General features: G+C 41.8%; 7 protein-coding genes. All 7 read left to right on the top strand.

Annotation, left to right across the window (positions count from 1 at the left end):
- Window positions 1-6 precede the first annotated feature (6 nt).
- Window positions 7-2,439: an ABC transporter permease gene (locus ACKWCA_RS04850; protein ID WP_413977011.1), complete on the top strand. Its 2,433-nt coding sequence runs from the start codon at window positions 7-9 to the stop codon at window positions 2,437-2,439.
- 41 nt (window positions 2,440-2,480) lie between these two features.
- Window positions 2,481-4,916, top strand: a complete 2,436-nt coding sequence (locus tag ACKWCA_RS04845) for an ABC transporter permease (protein WP_413977010.1) — start codon at window positions 2,481-2,483, stop codon at window positions 4,914-4,916.
- Between the two features lie 71 nt (window positions 4,917-4,987).
- Window positions 4,988-7,387: an ABC transporter permease gene (locus ACKWCA_RS04840; RefSeq protein ID WP_413977009.1), complete on the top strand. Its 2,400-nt coding sequence runs from the start codon at window positions 4,988-4,990 to the stop codon at window positions 7,385-7,387.
- Window positions 7,388-7,559: 172 nt separating this feature from the next.
- The gene (locus ACKWCA_RS04835; RefSeq protein ID WP_413977008.1) at window positions 7,560-9,974 is read left to right on the top strand and encodes an ABC transporter permease; all 2,415 of its coding nucleotides are present in this window, start codon (window positions 7,560-7,562) and stop codon (window positions 9,972-9,974) included.
- A gap of 129 nt (window positions 9,975-10,103) precedes the next feature.
- On the top strand, window positions 10,104-12,491 hold the full coding sequence (locus ACKWCA_RS04830) for an ABC transporter permease (RefSeq protein WP_413977007.1): 2,388 nt from the start codon (window positions 10,104-10,106) through the stop codon (window positions 12,489-12,491).
- Between the two features lie 485 nt (window positions 12,492-12,976).
- Window positions 12,977-15,385: an ABC transporter permease gene (locus tag ACKWCA_RS04825; RefSeq protein ID WP_413977006.1), complete on the top strand. Its 2,409-nt coding sequence runs from the start codon at window positions 12,977-12,979 to the stop codon at window positions 15,383-15,385.
- Window positions 15,386-15,411: 26 nt separating this feature from the next.
- Complete coding sequence (locus tag ACKWCA_RS04820) at window positions 15,412-17,847, top strand: FtsX-like permease family protein (RefSeq protein ID WP_413977005.1); 2,436 nt, start codon at window positions 15,412-15,414, stop codon at window positions 17,845-17,847.
- Window positions 17,848-17,852 lie beyond the last annotated feature (5 nt).

Genomic DNA, 17,852 nt, shown 5'->3' with positions numbered 1-17,852 from the left:
AGAATCATGTTTAAAAACCATCTAAAAATTGCCTGGAGAAGTTTAAGAAAACAACCCTTTTTTACCTTTCTGAACACATTTGGACTTGCCATTGGAATGGCCGGAGCCCTGTTGATTGCGCTCTACATTTACGATGAACTTGGTAATGATAAAATGTTCGCTGATGCCGAACGTATCCATAGGATCAATGCGGATATAAAATTCGGTGGCGATGAAACCATTTCGGCCGAGACAGCTTCCCCAATGGCCGCGGCATTGAAAAGTGATTTTTCTCAAATTGAAATGGTCACCAGAATTAGGAATATGGGCGGAATGCTCATTAGAAGGAGTGATACGGAAAACAATACCAAAGAACTTAACACTGCTTTTGCTGATGCGAGCTTTTTTAAAATGTTCGGAATTGAATTATTGGCTGGAGATGAAGCAACAGCGCTAGAGTCACCGAATACCCTTGTCTTAACAAGAACAGCAGCAGAAAAGCACTTTGGAATAAACAATGCGGTGGGGCAAGAACTTTTGTTGGACAATACCGATACGTACACGGTAACAGGTGTCATTGAGGATCTTCCGAAGAATTCGATCTTAAAAAATCGAACGGTCTTTATGGCCATGTCCGGTTATGAGGACGCACAGCAAAATGAATGGGGCAGTCATAACTATTTTACGTTTATTAAACTGATTCCTAGTGCCAACATAGCGGATATTAAAGATGAGTTACAAGGAATGGTCGGTAAGTATTTGATCCCTTGGGTACAAAACATTTATCCTGGTATTACCGAAGAGCAGTTTAGGGCTTCCGGCAATTATGTGAATTATTATTCAATGCCACTTACAGATATTCATTTGTATTCTAAAGCCAACATTGAACTTAGTGCGAACGGGTCTATTCAGAATATTTATATTCTTCTCTTCATTGGCATATTCTTGATACTATTGGCAAGTGTCAATTTCATGAACTTATCTACCGCCCACTCTTTAAAGCGCGCCAAAGAAGTCGGTATTCGTAAAACTCTTGGATCTGATAAATCAGGTTTGGTCAAACAGTTTTTGACCGAGTCGGCCCTTATCTCGTTTATATCTCTCGGCTTGGCCATAGCTTTAACGCTTTTAGCGATACCTTTTTTTAACGAATTAGCCGATACCGAAATAACAATACCGTTTACAAAACCCGTTTTTTGGATTGTACTGTTTTTCGCTACAGCAGTATTGAGCTTGTTGGCAGGGTGGTATCCGGCATTTTTCATGTCAAGGTTTATGCCCGTAAAAGTCTTGAAAGGCTTAGGGAAAAGCAGTGTAGGAGGAGGAAATATCAGAAATTCGTTGGTTGTTTTTCAATTCGCCATTTCGGTGTTTTTAATAGTAGCCACCATTGTTGTTTTTCAGCAAATAAACTTTATTCAAAATAAAGAACTGGGTTTTTCCAAAGACCAGGTGTTGATCGTAAATGACGTTTATGGCGCAGGGGATAAGGCCGATGCATTCAAGAAGGAAGTGGAGAACTTGGCGCAGGTGAAAAAAGCCACACTATCCAGTTTTCTGCCGACACCTTCTTCTAGATCCGATTATACATTCTTCAGAGAAGGAGCTACAGAACAAGAAAATGCCGTTAATATGCAGCGGTGGTTGGTAGATTACGATTATGTTTCCTCTATAGATTTGAAGCTCGTTGCAGGCCGTGATTTCGATACTCGGCGCGTAAATGATTCTACCGCCTTAATTATCAACGAAACGGCCGTTTCACTACTTGGTCTTGAACCTGAAGAGGTCTTAGGTATTCGGCTTTCAAGCGATTTGGGTGATGAAGATGGCACGTACTATACGGTTATCGGGGTTGTCGAAAACTTTCATTTTAGGTCACTAAGAGAAGAAATAGGCGCCCTAAGTTTAAGACTAGGACGTTCAACGGGAAATATGGCCATAAAAATGGATACTAGAGACATAAGAAGCACGCTTTCGGCCATAGAAGGTATCTGGACCAAATTGGTTCCTTCACAACCTTTTGCGTATAGTTTTATGGAAGATTCTTTTAACGATACCTATCAAGCGGAAAAGCGTTTGGGAAAGATATTCATGATATTTACGGTCTTGTCCATTTTCATCGCCTGCCTAGGTTTATTTGGCCTTGCGGCCTTCAACGCTGAAAAGCGCAAGAAGGAAATAGGAGTGCGCAAAGTATTGGGCGCAAGTGTCACCCAAATAACCTATACTCTTACGACCGATTTTCTAAAACTGGTCGGGGTTGCTATTCTAATATCACTCCCTTTAGGCTGGCTAGCCATGAATAAATGGCTCGAAGATTTTTCATATCGCATTCAAATAGACTGGTGGATTCTGGCATTAGCTGGATTATCCGCGGTTGGCATTGCGATTCTCACGGTAAGTTATCAAAGTATCAAGGCGGCTATAGTAAACCCTGTAAAAAGTTTGCGTACGGAATGAGATAACAACATCAATCACATCATCATCAAAAAACGAAAATCATGTTTAAAAACCATCTAAAAATTGCCTGGAGAAGTTTAAGAAAACAGCCTTTTTTTACCTTTCTGAATACATTTGGCTTGGCCATAGGTATTGCAGGGGGGCTGTTGATTTCACTATATATTTATGACGAACTTAGCTATGATACGATGTTCGCCGATGCAGACCGTATTCATAGGATCAACGCGGATATTAAATTTGGAGGGGAAGACCGCAAATTTGCCGTTACCCCTGCCCCTATGGCGGCATCGGTTGAAAACGATTTCTCCGAGGTAGCATTGGCGATGCGATTCCGTACTAGGGGTAGCATGTTGATTCGAAAGACGGATGCCGATGTAAATGTCAAAGAGCTGCAGAGCACCTTTGTGGACTCCACCTTTTTTGAAATGTTTGGCCTCGACCTTTTGGCGGGAGACAAAAAAACGGCTTTGAAATCACCGAATACATTGGTGTTAACCCGATCGGCGGCAGAAAAGCACTTTGGAATTCAGGAAGCCATAGGCCAAAATGTGCTGTTGAACAATACCGAAACCTATACGGTTAAAGGGGTGATGGAAGACCCGCCTAAAAACTCCTTTCTAAGAGACCATTCGATTTTCTTGTCCATGGCCGGTTATGAAGATTCGAGGGTAGTGAATTGGGGGAGTAATAACTACCAAACCTTCATCAAATTGATTCCTTCGGCCAATATCGAGAGTATACAGGAACCTTTGCGCGGGTTTTTGGGCAAGTATGTTATACCCGGCGTACAGCAGTTCATGCCCGGTATTACGGAAGAACAGTTTAAAGCGGCCGGCAATCATTTGATATATAGTACGATTCCACTTACCGATATACATTTAAAGTCCGATCGAGTAGCGGAAATAAGCGGTAACAACGATATTCAAAGTATTTACATTCTATCGTTTATTGCCATATTCCTACTTGTGCTGGCCTCGGTGAACTTTATGAATCTGTCAACGGCCCATTCCATGAAACGTGCGAAGGAGGTAGGCATTCGAAAGACCCTGGGGTCGAATAAGCTAGAGTTGGTAAGGCAATTTTTAATCGAATCGGGCTTGGTTTCCTTTGCCTCTCTTTTGGTGGCCATTGTATTGGCCATTATTGTGCTGCCTTTTTTTAATGAGCTGGCCGATAAGGACATTTCAATGCCCTATGGCAATCCACTATTTTGGCTGGTTTTACTGATTTGCGGATTGGCTCTAGCACTTTTTTCAGGAAGTTATCCCGCCTTTTTCATGTCAAAATTCATGCCTGTAAAAGTGCTCAAAGGAGGTGGTGGCAATAGCCTGGGAGGTGGAAAAGTCAGAAATGGTTTGGTCATATTTCAATTCGCCATTTCGGTCTTCTTGATCGTGAGTACACTAGTGGTATATCAGCAGCTGAAATATATTCAAAATAAAGATCTTGGTTTTTCAAAAGATCAGGTACTGATCGTCAATGACGTGTTTTCCTTAGGGGAACAAATGGATTCTTTTAAGGCCGAAGTAAAAAAATTAGGCTTCGTTAAAAATGCCACCTTGAGCAGTTATTTTCCAACACCCTCCACTCGGGGAGATAGTACTTTTACTCCGGAAGAAGGGGCTACGACACAAGAAAATGCGTTAAGCATGCAACGATGGGGCGTTGATTATGACTATGTGTCCACCATGGGCTTCGAAATCATTGCGGGGAGAAGTTTCGATAAGGCATTTAAGAACGATTCGACAAGTATCGTTATTAATGAATCTGCCGTTTCCGTCATCGGCATCTCTCCTGAAGAGGTCATAGGCAAAAGATATACGCCTGATATGGGCGAGGAGAACCCTGAGTATTTTACCATCATAGGAGTCGTGAAGGATTTTCATTTTTCCCCGTTCAGGGAAGAAATCGAGTCGCTGAGCCTGCATTTGAGCAACAGCGCCGGATCCATGGCAGTAAAATTACAGGCCGATGACTTTTCAAATGCTATTGCGAGTATTGAAGGTCTCTGGAATGAAGTAGCCCCTGGCCAGCCCTTTGACTATTATTTCATGGAGGATTCCTTTAACGAAACCTATAAATCTGAACAGCGTTTGGGCCGCATCTTTATTATTTTCACTACCCTTTCCATTTTAATCGCCTGTCTTGGGTTATTTGGATTAGCTGCCTTTAACGCCGAAAAGCGTACGAAAGAAATCGGAGTCAGAAAAGTACTGGGCGCAAGCGTTGGGCAGATTTCATATCGGTTGACCATAGACTTCCTAAAGCTGGTTGCGATTGGAATCTGTATTTCATTGCCCCTGGGGTGGTATGCGATGAATAAATGGCTTGAAGATTTTTCATATCGTATCGAGATAGGTGTTTGGGTGTTTGTCTTGGCGGCTTTCTTAGCCGTAATCATCTCAATTATCACCGTCAGTTATCAAAGTATCAAGGCCGCAATTGTCAACCCGGTAAAAAGTTTACGCACAGAGTGAAACACTTTACATTTTATGGAGTCTCTATATAGAGACACCAATCAAAAAAGAATCAATCAAAATCGAGAATCATGTTTAAAAATTATTTGAAAATCGCATGGAGAAACCTAAAGAAGAATAAAGGATATACCGCCATCAATATCGGCGGACTGGCGCTCGGTATGGCCGTGACCCTTCTAATCGGTCTCTGGGTAGTCGATGAACTGTCGCACAACAGCTATTTCCAACAGAAAGACCATATCGCCCAAGTATATCAATCACAAACCTTTAATGGGAGAACCGGAACGGGGCCAGCCATTCCCCGACCGTTGGAGAAGGCATTGAGAGATGGCTATGGCGATAACTTCAAACATCTCATTATGGCCTCTTGGACCAATGATCTGTACCTGAAGTTCGAAGAGAACAGCCTATCCCGTCCAGGCAATTATATGCAAAGAGAAGCCCCCGAACTATTGGACCTTCAAATCATAAAGGGCGAAAAAGATGGATTACGGGAAGTGAATTCCATTATGCTTTCCGAATCTACGGCAGAAGCCCTTTTCGGATCGGCCGACCCCCTTGGTAAAATCGTCAAGGTCAGCAACCAATATGACCTAATGGTCACGAGCGTCTATAAGGATATTCCGGTGAACAACTCTTTTGAAGATACCGAGTATATCATTCCATGGGAGCAATACCTCGCCTCTAGGGAATGGGTGAAGAATGCGGAAGACCAATGGGGCAACAATTCCTTTCAAATGTTCGTACAGATTCAAGAGAACACCAGTATTGACAAAGTGACCCAAGCGATACGCAATGTGAAGAAGGATTTAAATGAAGATACCGCGGAATTCAATCCTCAAATATTTCTGTTCCCGATGGAAGACTGGTATTTGAGAAATAATTTCGAAGATGGAGTGCAAACCGGAGGTCGTATAAAATACGTTTGGCTATTCGGTATTATCGGCGCTTTCGTATTGCTTTTGGCCTGTATCAACTTCATGAATCTAAGCACTGCCCGTTCTGAGAAGCGCGCCAAGGAAGTAGGTATTCGAAAGTCGATCGGGTCACAAAGAGGACAATTGGTCAATCAGTTCTTAAGTGAGTCGTTCTTGGTGGTGCTGTTCGCGTTTTTTATCTCAGTGGTTATCGTCCTCCTATCCCTCAATGGGTTCAATGAACTCTCAAGAAAAGAAATCTCATTTCCATGGCTAAACCCTGTTTTTTGGGGTATCTCATTGGTTTTTATCTTGTTTACAGCTTTAGTTGCCGGTAGCTATCCCGCCCTATACCTGTCTTCGTTTCGCCCTGTGGATGTCTTAAAAGGAACCTTTAAAGCAGGCAAGTATGCCGGCCTGCCCAGAAAAATTCTGGTAGTACTTCAGTTTACGGTTTCCGTGGCATTTATCATTGGTACCGTCATTGTGATGCAACAGATCAACCATGCAAAAAACAGGCCTGTTGGCTACGATAAGGAGGGCTTGATACAGATTCCGACCTTTAGTCAAGATTTCAATGGCAAATATGACCTGATGCGCAGCGAGTTTCTCAACTCGAACGCCATCGTGGAAATGTCATCGTCGAGTAGCCCTACGACCCGTATTTGGTCAAATAGAGGCGGATTTACCTGGGAGGGAAAACCCGATGGTTTTCAAGAAGATCTCGCCTGGACCGAAGTCTCTCCCGAGTATGCCAAATCACTCAATCTCAAGATTGTAGAAGGAAGGGATTTTTCACGTGATTTTGCCACCGATTCCCTAGGGGTCCTTATCAATGAAACGGCCAAGAAGTATCTTGGCATGGAAAATCCGGTAGGCAAATTCTTAAAAGACGATGACGAGGAAGACCCCAATCCACCCTTGAAAATCATTGGAGTGGTTCAAGACATGATTACCCAATCCCCGTATGAACCGGTGAAGCAGGGCGTGTATGTGTATGACAGATTTGACAATTCAAGTTATTATAATCTGCGGTTGAACCCCAACCAAAGTGCCACTCAGAACATTGAGGTCATCCAACGGATTTTCAAAGAGCATTTTCCCGATATTCCGTTTCAGTATGAATTTGTAGATGCCGAGTATGGGGAGAAATTCGCTTCTGAAGAACGAATCGGTACGCTTTCGGGCATCTTTACGGCCCTTGCCATATTGATTAGTTGTCTTGGGCTCTTCGGACTCACTTCATTTGTGGCCGAACAGCGCACCAAGGAGATCGGTGTACGTAAAGTATTAGGAGCCTCCACCTTCAATGTTTGGAACATGCTGTCGAAAGACTTTTTAAGGCTCGTGATCATCTCTTGCTTTATTGCAATTCCGATTTCGTATTACATCATGAACGGATGGTTACAAGACTATCCCTATCGGGTGATTTTGGAATGGTGGATTTTCGTGTTGGCTGTGGTCGGCGCCTTGGCCATTACGCTATTGACCGTAAGTTTTCAAGCCATTAAGGCGGCGAATGCAAACCCTGTGAGTAGCCTGCGTACCGAATGATTTCTCGCTAATGAAGTAGAGGGTATGTAGTAAGGTGGAGATTTCAACTTTTGAGATTGTCTAGTGGGGCAAGTGGGAAATGAAGCGAGTTACAAATCAAAAAAATGCCAGTAAAACGGATGAAAGTTGGAATTTCCGAATGTCAGGAAAATAGGAATTAAAAAAGAGGACAATGTTAAAGAACCACTTTAAAGTCGCTTTAAGAAATCTAATTCGTCGAAAAAACCATGCATTTATCAATATTGGGGGTTTGTCCATAGGTATTGCCGTTTGTTTCATGATTTTTATTATAACACAATTTGAATCAAGTTTTGATGATTATCATGAAAAGAAAGATCGAGTTTATCGGGTATTGACGGAATATCATCATGCCGAACCTGAAATTTTTTATGGGAGTGGAGTGCCATATCCATTGCCACTGGAGTTGAAGAGTTCTTTTCCAGAATTACAAAAGGTATCGGCGATATATTCCGAGGGCGATGATCAAATAATAGTTCTTGATTTAAATGGTAATCCGGTCAAGAAGTTCAAGGAAGAGCAAGGGGTGTTTTTAGTCGAGCCTGAATTGTTTGATATTCTTGACTATACATGGCTTGCGGGTGAACCAGCCACTTTGGAAGGGTTGAATAATGTGGTACTTACTAAGGAAACGGCTGAAAAGTATTTTGACAATTGGGAACATGCCTTAGGAAGAACCATTAAGTGGAATGACAACGAAGTTTTAACAGTCACAGGTATTCTCGGAACAATACCCGTAAATACGGATTTGCAATTTAAAGCGGTAATATCATATGGCACAGGCTATACGTCTAATTTTGAAACCTCGGATAATTGGAATGGTACAAATGGAAGTTTTGGGTGTTATGTATTGCTGCCTTCAAATGTTTCTGAAAGTGATATCAATGGACGCTTGAACGTATTATCCAAAGAAAAAAAAACCGGAAGGAACAAAGATATCCAGGTACTTCAATCGCTGGATAAAGTACATTACGATGCCCGTACGGGAAATTTTAGTGGTAAAGCCATCAGCCAGAAACTCATTAACATTCTTTGGCTAATAGGGGCTTTCATTCTCTTGATTGCCTGTATCAATTTTATTAACCTATCCACAGCGCAAGCGGTAAATCGCTCAAAAGAAATAGGGGTGAGAAAGGTTATTGGTGGAACGAGAGTTCAATTAAAAGCGCAGTTTATGATTGAAACCCTTCTCATTGTAATTTTGGCTGCGTGTATTGCCTTTTTGATAGTTCTTGTGTTCTTGCCGCAAATGGCCAAACTTCTTGATTTACCACTTTCCATCACCCCTGTTTTGAACATAAAAACCTTCGTTTTAAGTGCTGGAATTATTGTTGCTGTTACGTTTTTAGCAGGATTTTACCCCTCCCTAGTGCTTTCTAAATTCAATCCGATTTCAGCACTGAAAAATCAAAGTAAGGTGGGGAAAAATGAAGGCCTTGCGCTAAGACGCGGGTTGGTTGTTTTTCAATTCGCAATTGCGCAGGTTCTCATTTTTGGCACACTGATTATCGTAGAGCAAATGGATTATTTTACAAATCAATCTATGGGATATGACAAAGAAGCAATTGTAAATGTCTCGATACCTACCGATAGTGTAAGCTTGAGCAAAATGAATTATCTAAGCAATTCACTAATGAGCTTAAACGGAGTTGAGAATGTAAGCTTTAGCTCCAATACCCCTACAGAATATAGAACCGATAACTGGACGAGATTTGTTTATGACAATGCATCCGAAGACACTGATTTTTACAGTATTAGAAAAGGTATCGACCACAATTATTTAGAAACTTATGGGCTTTCACTTATAGCTGGAAGAAACGTAAAAAAGCCTTCAGAAGGAACAGAAATTTTGGTGAATGAAGACCTTATGAAACGTCTTGGTATAGTTGAGCCAAATGAAATCCTGAACAAAAAGGCGAGTCTTGCTGGTGGAAGAATAGAAGGAGAAATAGTTGGCGTAGTAAAAGACTACCATAGCAGTACTTTCAAAGATGGAATGTCTTCGATTATCATGGTCAATAGAAAAACTTGGTTCGGTTTGGCGGGAATCAAGTTGACCACAAGTACCATTTCGAACACCTTAGGGGAAATTGAAAAAATATGGGGCGATTCTTTTCCAAACTATGCATTTGATTATCAATTTTTGGATCACAAAATAGCTGATTTCTATGCAGAGGAAAGTAAGCTTTCCCATTTGTACAAGCTATTTGCTGTGATAGCTATTTTATTGAGTTGCTTAGGACTTTATGGCCTTGCTTCTTTTATGGTGAACCAGCGAATAAAAGAAGCAGGAATTCGAAAAGTATTGGGGGCGACAGTAGTGAATATTGTTTATTTATTTTCTAAAGAGTTCATTGTTTTGATTACAATTGCTTTTTTGATTGCAGCGCCTACTGCATGGTATTTCATGATGCAATGGCTGGAAGAATACACCTATCATATTGATATTACATGGGTGGTATTTATTCTTGGTGGAATGGCAGCTTTGACTATTGCGCTGTCAACAATAAGCTTTCAGGCTATTAAGGCGGCGAATGCCAATCCTGTGAATAGTTTACGTACGGAGTGAGGTACTCTTAAAGATGCTTATAGACTCAAATGTGACGATAAAAAGCATAAGGTGTGCTATAGATAAATTGAATCAATCTCATTTTTTTCCTTATCGCTGAGGTAAAGAAAAGACAAAAACCGAAATACCATGTTTAAAAACTATCTTAAGATCGCTTGGCGGAATTTGAAAACCGACCGAATGTTTTCCGTATTGAATGTCCTTGGACTTTCCATAGGGCTGACCATTGCGATACTGTTGTTTGCCTTTATAGCCTTTGAACTTAGTTTTGATCAACAGTATGGCAAAAAAGACGCTATTTATCGGGTATTGGTCAATACCAAAGACGAGGTGTTCGACAATGAAGTTTGGTGTCGCGCTCCTGCTGCCTTGGCCCCTGCTCTTGAAAACGATGCGCCCGATGTAGCCCAAGCGGCCCGAATGCTACACCATAATTTTGGAAAGTCCGCTTTTGTGAATGTGGGGAATATCAATTTCTCAGAAAGTAGGTTTTTTTGGTGTGACCCCGAATTGTTTAGCATTTTCGAACTGGAAACATTGGCTGGTGATGCCCTAACAGGTTTAAAGCAGCCCAACACGGTTGCCCTCTCTGAAAGTACGGCCAGAAAGTACTTTGGAAGTATTGAGGCTATCGGTAAGACCATTAAGGTAGATGATAGATATGAGTTGGAGGTTACCGCTGTATTTAAAGACTTCCCATCGAACAGCACATTAGAAGGTGACCTGATCGGATCGTTCGCCACCACCAAATTTGCCAAACGCCCCCAATGGGGAAATTCTAGTTTTGAAACCTATCTCTTACTAAATAAGAACGCCTCCATTGTGTCGGCAGAAAAGCAATTGCAGCAAGTATTGGATAAAAATGTAGATGCCGAAAATCAATGGTTTACATTTTCTTTACAGCCTTTGGAAAAAATACATTTGTATTCCGCGGGATATGCAGAGACCAATGTGACACGAATCGGTGATATCAACGAAATAAGGAATCTGTCTATTTTAGGGCTTATTATCTTGATTATTGCCTGTGTCAACTATATGAACCTAATGACCGCGCGTTCACAAAAAAGGTCGAAAGATGTGGGAATCAACAAAACCTTGGGTGCATCGGTCCAAAACCTTATTGCCAGATTCTATGCCGAAACAGGACTCATTACCCTACTGGCCTTAGTGATTGGATTGATTATGGCTATACTGTTAATGCCCATGTTCAACATGCTGACCGATAGCGATATACACCTAGAATCGTTATTTCGATATGAGTTTCTTATAGGATTGTTTCTTTTTTGGGCTGTGACCACCTTGATTTCAGGATCCTACCCTGCATTTTATCTGGCTAGCTTTTCTCCAAAAACCATTTTGAGCCAAAAACTAGGAAAGTCAGGCAATGGAACGATTAGAAAAGGATTGGTGGTCTTGCAATTCGCGTCTTCCGTGGTTTTGATCATAGGAGTGCTGGTCGTATACCAACAAACACAGTTCATGATGGATAAAAATTTGGGGTACAGCCCTGAAAATGTAGTTGCTATTGCTACGGGTGGTATACGTAATGAAACCAATAAACAGGCACTGCTACAAGAATTCAGCAGTTTGACGACAGTCTCCAAAGTAGGCCTGGCACAGGGCTTTCCTGGGCTTGATGTTAGTGGAAGGTCACTTTTTCGAGATGAAAATGACGAGCAGGGTCTAGGGGTGCAAACCAATGTCTCCGATGCAAGTATTACAGAGGTACTTCAATTGAAAATATTGGCGGGAAAGCCACTTCCCGAAGTCAAACAAGAAGGGGATACCATTACTGATGTAGTCTTGAACAAAAAGGCCATAGAATACTTGGGGTATAGCCCTGAAGAAGCTATCGGAAAGCGAGTGAATATGATGTTGGGCAATAGTGCCTATATTTCTGGGGTAGTAGATGATTTCAACTTCGAATCGTTGCACCAACCGATTGGGGGGTATGCCTTTCATAACGGAAAAAGCGAGCCGAAATCATACGTTCTGGTTCGTTTGAATAGTGCGGGCCTATCGACCACCATGAGGGAATTGGAGACCATATTTCAGAACGTGGTACCGAATTCAGCTTTTGAATACACCTTTTTAGATAAGAAAATGGAAGCCCTTTACGCTCGTGAACGCAAAGCGGCGAATATCGGTCTGGCCTTTTGCCTATTGGCAATTTTTATAGCTTGCCTCGGGCTATTCGGATTAGCGGCCTACACGGCAGAGCAGCGGAAAAAGGAAATCGGGGTGCGAAAAGTGCTTGGGGCGAGTATTTTCAGTATTACCGAAATGCTATCCAAAGATTTTTTGAAATTGGTTTTAATCGCTTTGGGCATTGCTTTTCCGATAGCGTTTTTTATCATGCGAAAATGGTTGGAAGCTTTCGCTTATCGCATTGAAATTGGGTGGTCGGTTTTTCTAACAGCTGCAATGGTTTCAATGGCCATCGCTTTGTTTACAGTGAGTTTTCAAGCCATCAAGGCGGCCAACGCCAATCCGATTCGTAGTCTACGAACCGAATAGTAAACACATTATCCTTACCTAGGCAACAGCACATTTGACCTTAGTCCGTCTAGAGAGGATTTCGAATAGGCAACGAACTACTGTAAAAAAATTATACGTAGCCTGTCAAAATATTGGACACACTGCGTCACTCCTATATTCAAAACTAGATGTAATTAGCTAATATTAAAATAGTTACAAGTGTGGCATGAAAATCGACCTCTACTTTAAGCTTGTGTTTTAGAATATGAAACGGTCTTCGAAAAAATAACCCGAGATGCTAAAGAACCACTTGAAACTACCGCTGCGAGACTATCGAAACTTAAGATTTTTGCCTGCGCATAATCCCTTGTCCGTCAATCAAGGCACTATTGGGTTTTCCAACATGGCTTTGCTGTTTCATTACCACCTTGTTTCTGTTAATAAGACGCTTATAGCACTTTCAAAAACGGTGGTGAACACTACATATTCGAAGAGAGGTAATACCGTTTCAAAAGTCGAAAAGCATGTTTAAAAACTATTTCAAAATCGCTTGGCGGAACATCAAAAGAAATAAGCTTCACGCCACCATTCATATTATGGGCTTGGCCGTGGCTTTTTCGATTTGTACGTTGTTATTCTTAATCGCATATTTTCATTTGAGCTTTGATTCCTTTCATGAGGATAAAAGCCGATTGTTTAAAGTGTCTCGTTTTGAAAATAACGTACAAGGGCCAGAAATAACCACCAATATGCCCCTGCCCTTGTCAAGAGCGCTAAAATCCGATATTGGCGATGTCGAATTTGCTGTGGTCGTCAATAAAGAAAGACCGGAAAATTTTTCGTACCAAGATAAAGATCTGAGTCGAGTGATTACAAGAACGGAACCCGGATTTTTTGATCTGTTCAATTTCCCGATTATCAAGGGAGATTCGAAAGCAGCACTCTCAGACCTACAGAATATTGTTCTGGCCGAAAGCACAGCGAAAGACATTTTTGGAGAAACGGACCCCATTGGTAAAAGGTTGAAAATAGGAAAGGCGGGCGAGGAACAGTTTTATATAGTATCTGCAATTGCAAAAGATGCACCCAAAAACTCTAGTATTCATTTCGATGCAATTGCACGCATAGAATCCCTGAACGGGTACGATACGAAAAAAGACCGCTGGAATGCTAATTCATCGAACGTATTTGTCAAAATATTGGAAAAAAGCAACCTGCCACTTGTTGAAAGTAAGCTATCGCCGTTTGTTGAAAAGTATTATCCTGACCAATTAGAGCGACTTAAGCAGGAGCATCCTGAAACCAAGGAAACCGATGAACTGCTCAATTTGAAGCTGATAAATATAGAAGATATTCATTTCGGAAGACGCGGTGCACCAAAGGCACTGATCTATGCGATAATGAGCCTAGGCGCTTTTATTCTGTTGATAGCCTGTTTCAATTTTATCAATCTAAACATGGCCCAGTCTTTTCAACGAAGTCGCGAATTAGGTGTTAGAAAGACATTGGGAGCCTTTAAAAAACAACTTTTTTTTCAACTCTGGGGAGAAGCCTTTTTCGTCTACTTCATTGGTTTTGTAATGGGTATTGCATTTGCGGCGCAGCTCCTGCCCGAAGTCAATGCCCGATTCGGAGGAGGTATTGAAATTTCAACCCTGCTTCAGCCCTCTTTTTTAGCCATTATGGGAGGTGTCTTTATGATGGTCACGTTAATTGCCGGGGGATATCCCGCACTTAAAATGAGCAATTTCAGACTTGTGGAAATTTTGAAAGGAAATGTGTCTGCCAAGAAACCAGGGACACTTCGAAATTCACTTTTGGTCGGCCAATTCGCTATTTCGACCTTGCTGATTTGCATTAGTTTTATTGCGGCACAACAACTGAATTTTTTAAAACAAAAACCCATAGGTTTTGAAAAGCAACAGGTAGTCAGCATACCTGTTGGCAATCAAAGTGATGGCCGGAAAGTGTTGGACAGACTTCGCAATGAGTTGGCTAGTGACCCTGCCGTTATATCGTTGGCAGGAAGCGGAAGTAATTTAGGTAGGGGTAGAGACCGAACGACTTCCAGATCGATTATCGGTATTGAGTACAATGAAAATCAAATTCAGGCGGATGAGCTTTTAGTAGATTTTGACTATCTCAAAACACTACAAATCCCAATTGTAAAAGGAAGGGATTTCAGTAAACGTTTTGGCACGGATACGACCAACATGGCGGTAGTCACAGAAAGTTTCGTCAAAGCCATGGGAGAGACAGATCCCATCGGAAAATATTTTGGCGACGATGACGAAACTTCAAGAAGTAAAATAATAGGGGTCATACCTGACTTTAATGCTCATTCCCCTTCTGAGAAGTCCTTGCCCATAGTATTGCATTTGTCTGCGGATCAGGCCATCAATTATATATTCGTAAAGGTAAAATCCAACGACCCGGAAATAGTACTCAATAGACTTGAAACGACTTGGGAAAAGGTAACGGGAAATGTGGACTTTAACGCTTCATTTCTTGATGAAAACCTTCAGGCATGGTACGAGATGGAAAGTACGTTGACAGGCGTTTTCACAATCGCCTCGACCATTGCAATTTTCTTGTCGTGCCTTGGACTTTTCGCTATTTCATTGATGCTCATCGAGCTGCGGACTAAGGAAATAGGTATTCGAAAAGTGATGGGCGCCTCTATAAAGAACATTGTTTCCATGATTTCGTTGCACTTTTTAAAGCTGGTCTTTATTGGACTTCTCATTGCTATTCCCTTGGCCTGGTACGCAATGCAAAATTGGATTCAAGGGTACGAGTATCGCATAGAGATAAATCCGTTGACATTTATCGGCGTTGGGTTCTTGGTAGCTTTTATTGCCTTGTTGACCGTTAGCTTTCATTCTATAAAAGCAGCATTGGCAAACCCGGTAAAAAGTTTGCGTTCGGAATGAAATAGAAGTATCAAAATACGAAGAACATGTTCAAGAACTACATAAAAATTGCCTGGAGAAGCTTAAAAAAGCAACCCTTTTTTGCATTCCTCAATACTTTCGGCCTTGCTGTGGGTATGGCTGGAGCACTTCTCATTTCCCTTTATATCTACGACGAACTGAGCTTTGACAAAATGTTCGCTGATGCAGATCGCATTTATCGCATCGATGCGGATATTAAGTTCGGAGGAGCCGAAATCAAAGCGACCGAATCGGCCGCCCCAATGGCAGCGACCCTGCAACGTGACTTTTCACAGGTGGAGTCAACCGTAAGACTTCGCCATACCGGCAGCGCACTCATTCGAAGGAGTGATACGGAGACCAATACGAAGGAAATTGCCGTTGCTTTCGCCGATTCTACCCTCTTTGATTTTTTCGGATTGAAGTTGTTGGCAGGTGACCCAAAGACCGCATTGACTGAACCGAACACTTTGGTGCTTACGAAAACGGCGGCCGAAAAACATTTTGGAATTCAGAATGCCCTGGGTAAAAATATGCTCTTGAATAATACGGATACGTATACAGTAACCGGAATCATTGAAGACCTGCCCAAAAACTCGTTGCTTCGAGAACACAGTGTATTTATGGCTATGGCCGGTAACGCCGGTTCTCGGGAAGACCATTGGGGCAGTATGAACTATTTTACGTTTGTAAAGTTGATCCCTAGCGTAAACAGTGCCGATTTTAAGGCCCCCTTACAAAGTATACTTGAAAAGTATATGATTCCTTGGGTTCAACAATCTATGCCGGGGATGACCAAAGAGGCGTTTGAAGCTTCTGGTAACTACATGCGATATCAGACGATGCCATTGACGGATGTTCATTTGCATTCGATCAATCGGCAAGCTGAACTGAGTGCGAACAGCAGTATTCAGAATGTCTATATTCTATCATTCATCGCTATTTTTTTAATCGTTCTTGCCAGTGTGAATTTTATGAACCTTTCTACGGCCCATTCCCTTAAAAGAGCTAAGGAAGTAGGGGTTCGTAAGACCTTGGGTTCGAACAAGCGAGATTTGGTGTGGCAGTTTTTGACAGAATCTGGTTTGATTGCCTTTATTTCATTGCTTCTGGCATTGGTTGTTGCCATCATAGCCTTACCGTTCTTTAATGACATTTCCGGAAAATCGATTGCGGTTCCATATGCAAACCCGATCTTCTGGTTGATTCTAATAGCCGCAACTTTCGTGCTCGGTTTTTTCTCTGGGAGTTATCCCGCTTTTTTCATGTCCCGTTTTATGCCCGTTTCGGTCTTAAAAGGAAGTGGGCAAGGAAATGTAGGTGGAGGAAAGATTCGAAATTCCCTGGTGGTCTTTCAATTTGCGATTTCGGTTTTTTTGATTGTCAGCACCTTGGTAGTTTTCCAACAATTAAAATATATACAAGGCAAGGATCTTGGTTTTACGAAAAACCAGATCGTACTTATAGATGATGCTTATGCCATTGGTAGTCAGGTAAAGGCCTTTAAAAATGAAGTGGCCCAATTGGGTCATGTTGAAAGCGCAACATTAAGCGGTTTTTTACCTACTCCCTCTTTCCGTAACAATACTTCGTTTTTTAGAGAAGGTTTGTTCGATCAAGAAAACGCGATACAGATGCAGAATTGGAATGTTGACCATGACTACATCCCTACCTTGGATATGAAGCTTATTGCAGGGCGTAATTTTGACCCTCGATTCGTGACCGATTCCACAGCTATTATTATCAACGAAGCGACCTTGCCTATTTTAGGGGTTGGCCCCGAGAAGGCCTTAGGTATGCGACTTACTCAAGATGTTGAACTTGATGAAAAGGGCTACTATACAATAATCGGTGTGGTCAAAGATTTTCATTTTGAGTCCCTGCGGGAAAATGTTTCCGCATTGGGTCTTTTCTTGGATAATTCAACAGGCACAATGGCGGTGAAGTTGAATACTAGTGATATCTCGGGTGCGGTGTCCAGCATCGAATCCATCTGGAATAAAATGGCGCCAGGGCAACCTTTCAGCTATCGCTTTATGGACGAGTCATTCAATAGCACCTATGAGGCGGAGCAAAAACTAGGACGGATTTTTATTGTCTTTACCATACTGTCGATTTTAATAGCCTGTCTTGGTCTTTTTGGTCTCGCTGCATTTAATGCACAAAAAAGAACCAAAGAAATCGGTGTTCGAAAAGTTTTGGGTGCCAGTGTTGCACAAATCTCGTATCGATTGACCACTGATTTCTTGAAAATGGTCGGCATTGCCATACTCATTTCACTCCCTGTGGGTTGGTTTGTCATGAACAAATGGCTTGAAGATTTTTCCTATCGGATCGATATCCCTTGGTGGGTATTTGCCTTGGCAGCGTTATTGGCCATTGGTATTGCCATACTAACGGTGAGTTATCAGAGTATAAAGGCAGCCATCGTCAATCCGGTAAAAAGCCTGCGCACAGATTAAAACAC

It is taken from the genome of Maribacter corallii, from assembly GCF_047345415.1.
GTDB lineage: Bacteria > Bacteroidota > Bacteroidia > Flavobacteriales > Flavobacteriaceae > Maribacter_C.
This window is presented reverse-complemented; position numbering and strand designations above follow the sequence as displayed.

What these genes read in the sequence shown, in the direction of transcription:
- ACKWCA_RS04850 (WP_413977011.1), top strand. Translation starts at nt 7, where the DNA reads ATGTTTAAAAACCATCTAAAAATTGCCTGGAGAAGTTTAAGAAAACAA.
- ACKWCA_RS04845 (WP_413977010.1), top strand. Translation starts at nt 2,481, where the DNA reads ATGTTTAAAAACCATCTAAAAATTGCCTGGAGAAGTTTAAGAAAACAG.
- ACKWCA_RS04840 (WP_413977009.1), top strand. Translation starts at nt 4,988, where the DNA reads ATGTTTAAAAATTATTTGAAAATCGCATGGAGAAACCTAAAGAAGAAT.
- ACKWCA_RS04835 (WP_413977008.1), top strand. Translation starts at nt 7,560, where the DNA reads ATGTTAAAGAACCACTTTAAAGTCGCTTTAAGAAATCTAATTCGTCGA.
- ACKWCA_RS04830 (WP_413977007.1), top strand. Translation starts at nt 10,104, where the DNA reads ATGTTTAAAAACTATCTTAAGATCGCTTGGCGGAATTTGAAAACCGAC.
- ACKWCA_RS04825 (WP_413977006.1), top strand. Translation starts at nt 12,977, where the DNA reads ATGTTTAAAAACTATTTCAAAATCGCTTGGCGGAACATCAAAAGAAAT.
- ACKWCA_RS04820 (WP_413977005.1), top strand. Translation starts at nt 15,412, where the DNA reads ATGTTCAAGAACTACATAAAAATTGCCTGGAGAAGCTTAAAAAAGCAA.